Source organism: Pedobacter sp. 01N416 (genome assembly GCF_056399685.1).
Window position 1 is genome coordinate 1 of sequence record NZ_JBFTRT010000263.1, and the last position, 6,616, is coordinate 6,616.

Here is a 6,616-nt window from a genome sequence, read left to right on the forward strand (position 1 = left end):
GGGTACATCCTTGATGGGGTATGGCAACTATACCTTAGGTAAAACACCAACCTATATTTCTGCAGTAGACGCCGCCATTTTTAATAACAACGAAGTATTCAACGATAATAATTCCACTTATTATGGTAGCGTAAGTACCACAATACCCAAAATTTATGCCAGCTACTCTGCAGCGCAAGGTGCGATTCTCTGCTCTGGAAAATTTACTTCTACAGGTACGGTAGACAAGATCCTGTATTATAACGATCCCAATGTAAACAACGAGGGTACTGGAGTTAACAAGGACTATAATGCGATTACCTGGGCCAGTTCAAAGATCGGCACAGACAGTTTCAGTGTTGTAATGCCCATATCGGATTTTTGGGTAAAGACTGATGGGATACCTTATGAGCTAAAGGTAAAATTTGTGCATACCAATGGTACCATTACCGAACATATCTATTATTATACTTTCCAGGGTGGTATACCTGTAGTGAACTTCGGTTATCGCCCCGAACTTAGCAAAACAGGATGGACGATTGATGGATTCAGTACCCAGGAAACCAGTGGTACAAATGGCTACGCTGCAAATATACTTGACAATAATTCGTCGACGGTTTGGCACAGCAGATGGACATCCTCACCTACAGGAACTTTCCCCCACTATATCAGCATAAATCTGGGTAGCAATAAAACCGCAACAGGTGTAGCTATACAACACCCCTCGGGATCGAGCAGAGCGATTAAAAATTTCGAAATATTAACCAGTACCGATGGTGTGAACTTCACCTCGAGGGGAAGTTTTACAACCATTAAAACAAATAGTAAACAATATTTTGCTTTTGGATCGTCATTGACTTTTAAATATCTTAAAATTGTGGCCAATACCTCTTGGGATGGAACTCAATATGCAGCTATAGCTGAACTTGGATTATATTAACAGGCTGAAATACAATTGTTATTGATGTATGAAAAGAGAGTGCCCAAAAAGCACTCTCTTTTTTATGCGGTTATTTTTTAATGTTAGGGAAGCATTCTTTTTAAAAGGTCTGCTCATTTTAAGAACAAGCCTGTAAAACAGTTACATTCATTTTAACTTTTTTATGTAACGCATTTTGTTACAATTAATGGTCGCCTTTTAGGCTTCTACACTAAAAAACGCCTAAAAGTGTTAAAAAAACCTTAAAATTTAAGGTTTTTGCACATGTTCATTTAGGGTTCAGGTAGATAATGACCAGATGGTCAAACAGTCTTACAAGCTAACACACGAGAGAACCGATTGCCAATTTTTTAATCAGCGCATTTAAACTGCGATATAGCTCACAAAAGATATTGGTTGTCTTGGGGTTTCTACATTCATAAGTAAAGACTGCAAGCGCGATTTATTGCTATGCTGATACATAACTACTATAAAGAGAAAATTGGATAACATATAATGGCAATAGTAAGTTTTAAAAACGTTTCTACCACGAATAATGAAAAGAATAACTCAATGAAATCTAAATTAATTACAGGTAAGATTTTAATTTTAAGTGCCTTTTTTATGACAGGCACAAGCAGCTTTCTGGCGAAAGCACAACCCGGCCGAAATACCAGAGATGGAATGAAGCAGTTGATAGATGAGCAATTTAGTTTTGCCGCAAAGCAATATAAGGTACTGGCCAAAACTGTTCCGACAAATGTAATGCCGAGGTATTATGACCCAAAGAAAAACAAATTGGTAACCAGTAGCACCAAGTGGTGGTGCAGTGGGTTTTTTTCCGGAACCCTATTATATATTTATGAATATACAAAAGACACAGGTATACTAAGTGAGGCTAAAAACAGGTTAGCGATATTAGAAAAAGAAAAACATTTTACGGGCAATCATGACTTAGGGTTTATGATGTTCTGTAGCTTCGGCAATGCCTATCGCATATTGAAAAACCCAGCATATAAAAATACACTCGACACATCTGCTGCATCATTGGCTACGCGTTACAGACCATCAATTAAAGCAATTCAGTCATGGGATTCGGATGAAAGCTTAGCATGTCCGGTCATTATCGATAATATGATGAACCTAGAACTGCTTTCCTGGGTAAGCGATCACGGAGGTGATCCAAGGTATAAGGAAATTGCCGTTACACATGCCAATACCACCCTTACGAATCACTTCAGGCCTGATTACAGCTCCTATCATGTAATAGATTATGATTTGAAGACTGGCAAGGTGCTAAAGAAGGTAACCGCACAGGGTGCGTCAGATTCTTCAGCATGGAGCCGCGGACAGGGATGGGGCCTGTACGGTTATACCATGATGTACCGCTTTACCAAAGATAAGCATTACCTCAACCAGGCTAAAAACATTGCCAAATTTATACTAAGCCATCCGAATATGCCTGAGGATATGATTCCATACTGGGATTTTAATGCACCTGGTATACCAAATGTTCCGCGTGATGCCTCATCTGGGGCCTTGATGGCATCAGCCCTGCTTGAACTTGCACAGTATTCGGGCAAGGCTGAGCAGAAAACCTATGTTGCTGCAGCAGAAAAAATGCTCCGTTCACTTTCCTCGGATACTTATCGGGCCAGATTGGGCGAAAATGGCGGCTTTTTATTGATGCACAGCACGGGCTCATTTCCTGTAAAATCGGAGGTCGACGTGCCTTTGACATATGCCGATTATTACTTTTTAGAAGCTTTGGCTAGGTATAAAAAGTGGTATCTATAATAAATTACAATTCATTAAAAACAATATTTAAAATTATGGGCAACAGAAGACAGGCATTAAAGAATCTTTTTTTTGGTGGAGCTTTAACCATCGGTATTCCAGGGCGTGTATTGGCCAGTGGTTCAGCACAAGAACATGAAAGAAATAATTTGCCGGTATCGGGTGATAAGGACAGGGCCTACTGGATTAAATTAATGTATAAAATGGTTTATCCAGTACTTTCTAACCTGGCAGATGGCACACTAAAAAAGAATATGCCGCTAGAAAAGTCGTCTGATTATACCAAGCCTGTTTCTACAATCTACGTAGAAATTGTAGGCCGCACCTATGCAGGAATTGCAGCCTGGCTAGCCTTGCCCGATGATGCTACCGATGAGGGCGAATTAAGAAAAAAATTAAGGGGACTGGCACTTACAGGACTTAAGAATGCCGTAGATCCTTCAAGTCCGGATTGCTTACAGTTTAGGGTAGACTATCAGCCCATTGTTGATTCTGCTTACCTTGCCCAAGCCTTTATCCGTGCGCCAAAAGCTTTATGGGAACCGCTTGATGATCTGACCAGGCAGCGAATAATAGCAGAGTTTAAGGCCCTCAGGGTACGTAAACCATTTAATACGAACTGGCAGCTTTTTGGGGCAATTACCGAAACCTTTTTAATGTCCATCGGGGAGCAGTATGATGAAGAGCGGATATTTGGTGCGGTAAAGAAAATACAGGGCTGGTACGTTGGTGATGGCTGGTATAGCGATGGACCAATGTTTTCGTTTGATTATTATAATTCTTATGTAATCCACTCGATGCTGGTTGATACATTGAAAATTTTGTCGGAGCATAAATTAGCTACAGTTGCATCTTATGATCTGGCCGTGAAAAGAATGCAGCGTTATGCCGGACAACTGGAAAGAATGATTTCTCCTGAAGGAACATTTCCGCCAATTGGCAGATCTATAACTTACCGTACAGGAGCACTCCAGGGACTGGCACAGGTGGCCTTAATGGAAAAACTGCCTGAAGGGATAACACCTGGGCAGGTGCGTTGCGCTATAACCAGTGTGGCAAAAAATATGTTCAGCTTCAAAGATATTTTTGATAAAAACGGATGGTTGCAGTTGGGCTTTTGCGGCCATCAACCAGAAATTGCCGATTATTATACCACAACGGGAAGCTTATATATGGCTGCACTTGGGTTTTTGCCATTAGGCCTGTCTGCGGATAACCCTTTTTGGACAGCGCCCGCTGCCGATTGGACAGCGAAAAAAGCCTGGGCGGGTAAATCAATTAAGAATGACCATCATGTAGAATATTAAATCTGTAATGATCAAAATTAGGCCTTTTTCACTTTGCAAAAGACTGGCCAACATGGGAGAAGGCCGATTAACCATAACAAAATTAAACAAGGTACAAACTTATGAAACAAATTGTAGCAATCTTCTTTTTGTTTATTGCATTTAACGCTGGGGCGCAGTTACAAAAGGGCGAATCCAAGCTTGACAATAATACAAACAAAGGGCGTAAACAGACGGCCATGGCAGGGGAGACGTGGTCACCCGATAACGGGGATGGTACATTTAAGAATCCATTGCTGTGGGGCGATTGGGCAGATCCCGATGTAATCAGGGTAGAGGATGAGTTTTATTTTGTATCAACCAGTATGCATTATGTGCCTGGATGCCCTGTACTGAAATCGAAAGATCTGATAAACTGGGAAATGGCCGGTTATGCGGTTGATAAATATGATGAAGATCCACGATATAACCTTCAAGGGGGAAGTATGTACAGTAATGGCTCCTGGGCGGCAACGATCAGGCATCATAACGGATTGTTTTATGTTGGCTTTTGTACCCCGAGCAGAAATGGCGCAAAAGGCAGTTATCTATGTGTGTTGCAAAAGATATCAAAGGGCCCTGGAAGAGGACGATTTTTCCTGAATTAATGTATGATCCTGGTTTGTTCTTCGATGATGATGGGAAGGTATATGTAGCACATGGGCAGGAAAAACTCTTTATAACGGAATTGAATGCTGATGCCTTATCAGTAAAAACACCACAAAAGGAAATTTATAACAACCGTAATTATCCCTATTTGGAGGGATCGCATATGTACAAGGTTAAGGGGAAGTATTATATTTTAGGCACAACCGGTGGGACAAATGGCCGACAGATCTGTTTACGGTCTGACAGTATTTATGGCCCCTACGAATCAAAAGTTGTCCTCCGTGACGATAATCTTTATCCCGGAAATTTTTTGCACCAGGGCGGAATGATGCAGCTCAAAGATGGCTCCTGGTGGTTTATGATTATGCAGGGCCGCGGGGCAATAGGGCGTGTTCCAAATTTAGAACCGGTTACCTGGGCAGATGGCTGGCCGATGTTAGGTGTAAATGGTAAAGGGTAGCTACCTATAAAAAACCTAATGTTGGTAAAAGTTATCCTGTAAAAGTACCTGCCACATCCGATGAATTTAGTCTGCAGTCACTGGGCTTGCAATGGCAGTGGAACCATAATCCAGACCATTCAAAGTGGTCGCTAAAGGAACGGAAAGGCCATATGCGCTTGCATGCCTCATTTGCAAATGATATAACCATGGCGCGTAATACGCTAACCCAGCGTGTTCAGGGGCCAGCTTCTGAAGGGATTGTAGAAATGGATGTATCGGGATTAAAAGATGGTAATATTGCAGGTTTTGGGATTTATCAAAAGCCCCATGCGTATATAGCAGTAAGGAAAGAAGGCAATACAAAGACACTGATTATGGTGAACAATAACAAAGTGATCGATAGCATCAAAAATTTCTCGGCCAATAAAATCTGGATAAAAGCTAATGCCACGCATATCGGTTATAAAGCTACATTTGCATACAGTCTGGATGGAAAGAAATTCATCTCCTTCGGGAATGAACTTAACATGGCCCTTGGTTATAGCTGGACAGCCAATCGCTTTGCGCTGTTAAACTTCAGTACAAAAAAAGAAGGCGATAACGGATATGCCGATTTTAACTGGTTTCACTTTAAAGGAGAAAACCCTCACGCAGAAGAAACAATTAAGACGGATTAATCCCGCAGACCGATGCCATTAAGAAAATAGGATGGTGTATAGAACCTCTGGAATAGGTTAAAAGTTAAGAAAAATGACCGGATAACCAGTTTTTACCCTCATTTCCATTAATAAGAACCCCTTGGTTTTTGTGAATAATATTCAGATTTGGCTATTGTAATCGAAATGATTATTAATAGAATAACCAAATTTAATTTTTAAAATGTATGAGAAAGATTTACCTCTTTGTAATGTGTATGATCTGTGTCTTTTCTGTTTTTGCCCAACAAACGCGTAAGGTAGAAGGTAAGATTACCAATCAAAGTGATGGCACCCCTTTAGTTGGTGCAAGTGTGCTTGTTAAAGGAAGCAAAATTGCTGCTACAACCAATGGCGACGGAAAGTATTTAATCAATATTMCTTCTCAAGAAAATAGCACCCTGATTTTTAGTTACATCGGATACCTAAACAAAGAAATAACCGTAGGTGATAATAGCGTTATTAATTTAGGTCTTGTTGAAGACAGCAAATCATTGAATGAGATGGTTGTAATTGGCTATGGTACACAAAAAAGGGGAGACCTTACTGGTTCTGTATCTTCAGTGTCAATGAAAGATTTACAAAAAGCGCCTGTTCGTTCATTTGACGAAGCTTTAGCAGGTCGTATTGCCGGTGTACAGGTTACCTCATCAGATGGACAGCCGGGTTCGGGAATAGATATTGTAATTCGAGGAAACAACTCGATTTCCCAGGCCAATTCTCCATTGTATGTAATTGATGGATTTCCTATCGAAGATATGAACAATAATGCGATTAACCCGCAGGATATTGAATCTATAGATGTTTTGAAAGATGCTTCGGCAACCGCTATTTATGGAGCAAGAGGTGC

Annotated in this window: 6 protein-coding genes and 1 pseudogene; all 7 read left to right on the forward strand. The window is 40.7% G+C overall.

Translation table 11 applies throughout. The features are described from left to right. Positions 1-919 (forward strand): discoidin domain-containing protein (locus tag AC1DND_RS15350; protein WP_477582856.1); only part of this gene is annotated, 919 nt, incomplete at its 5' end. Between the two features lie 552 nt (positions 920-1,471). Then, entirely contained in the window at positions 1,472-2,695 is a 1,224-nt protein-coding gene (locus AC1DND_RS15355) for a glycoside hydrolase family 88 protein (RefSeq protein ID WP_477582858.1), read from the forward strand. 35 nt (positions 2,696-2,730) lie between these two features. Beyond that, complete coding sequence (locus tag AC1DND_RS15360; RefSeq protein WP_477582860.1) at positions 2,731-4,002, forward strand: DUF2264 domain-containing protein; 1,272 nt, start codon at positions 2,731-2,733, stop codon at positions 4,000-4,002. 101 nt (positions 4,003-4,103) lie between these two features. Next, the gene (locus AC1DND_RS15365) at positions 4,104-4,628 is read left to right on the forward strand and encodes a family 43 glycosylhydrolase (RefSeq protein WP_477582862.1); all 525 of its coding nucleotides are present in this window, start codon (positions 4,104-4,106) and stop codon (positions 4,626-4,628) included. Further along, on the forward strand, positions 4,571-5,089 hold the full coding sequence (locus AC1DND_RS15370; protein WP_477582864.1) for a family 43 glycosylhydrolase: 519 nt from the start codon (positions 4,571-4,573) through the stop codon (positions 5,087-5,089). The genes AC1DND_RS15365 and AC1DND_RS15370 overlap by 58 nt, the downstream gene beginning before the upstream one ends. 68 nt (positions 5,090-5,157) lie before the next feature. Next, positions 5,158-5,748, forward strand: a pseudogene (locus AC1DND_RS15375) (beta-xylosidase family glycoside hydrolase); the annotation flags it as partial. A gap of 206 nt (positions 5,749-5,954) precedes the next feature. After that, on the forward strand, positions 5,955-6,616 hold a 662-nt coding region (locus AC1DND_RS15380), incomplete at its 3' end, for a TonB-dependent receptor plug domain-containing protein (RefSeq protein ID WP_477582866.1).

Coding starts and splice junctions, on each gene's coding strand:
- AC1DND_RS15370 (WP_477582864.1), top strand. CDS start 4,571: ATGTGTGTTGCAAAAGATATCAAAGGGCCCTGGAAGAGGACGATTTTT.
- AC1DND_RS15365 (WP_477582862.1), top strand. CDS start 4,104: ATGAAACAAATTGTAGCAATCTTCTTTTTGTTTATTGCATTTAACGCT.
- AC1DND_RS15360 (WP_477582860.1), top strand. CDS start 2,731: ATGGGCAACAGAAGACAGGCATTAAAGAATCTTTTTTTTGGTGGAGCT.
- AC1DND_RS15355 (WP_477582858.1), top strand. CDS start 1,472: ATGAAATCTAAATTAATTACAGGTAAGATTTTAATTTTAAGTGCCTTT.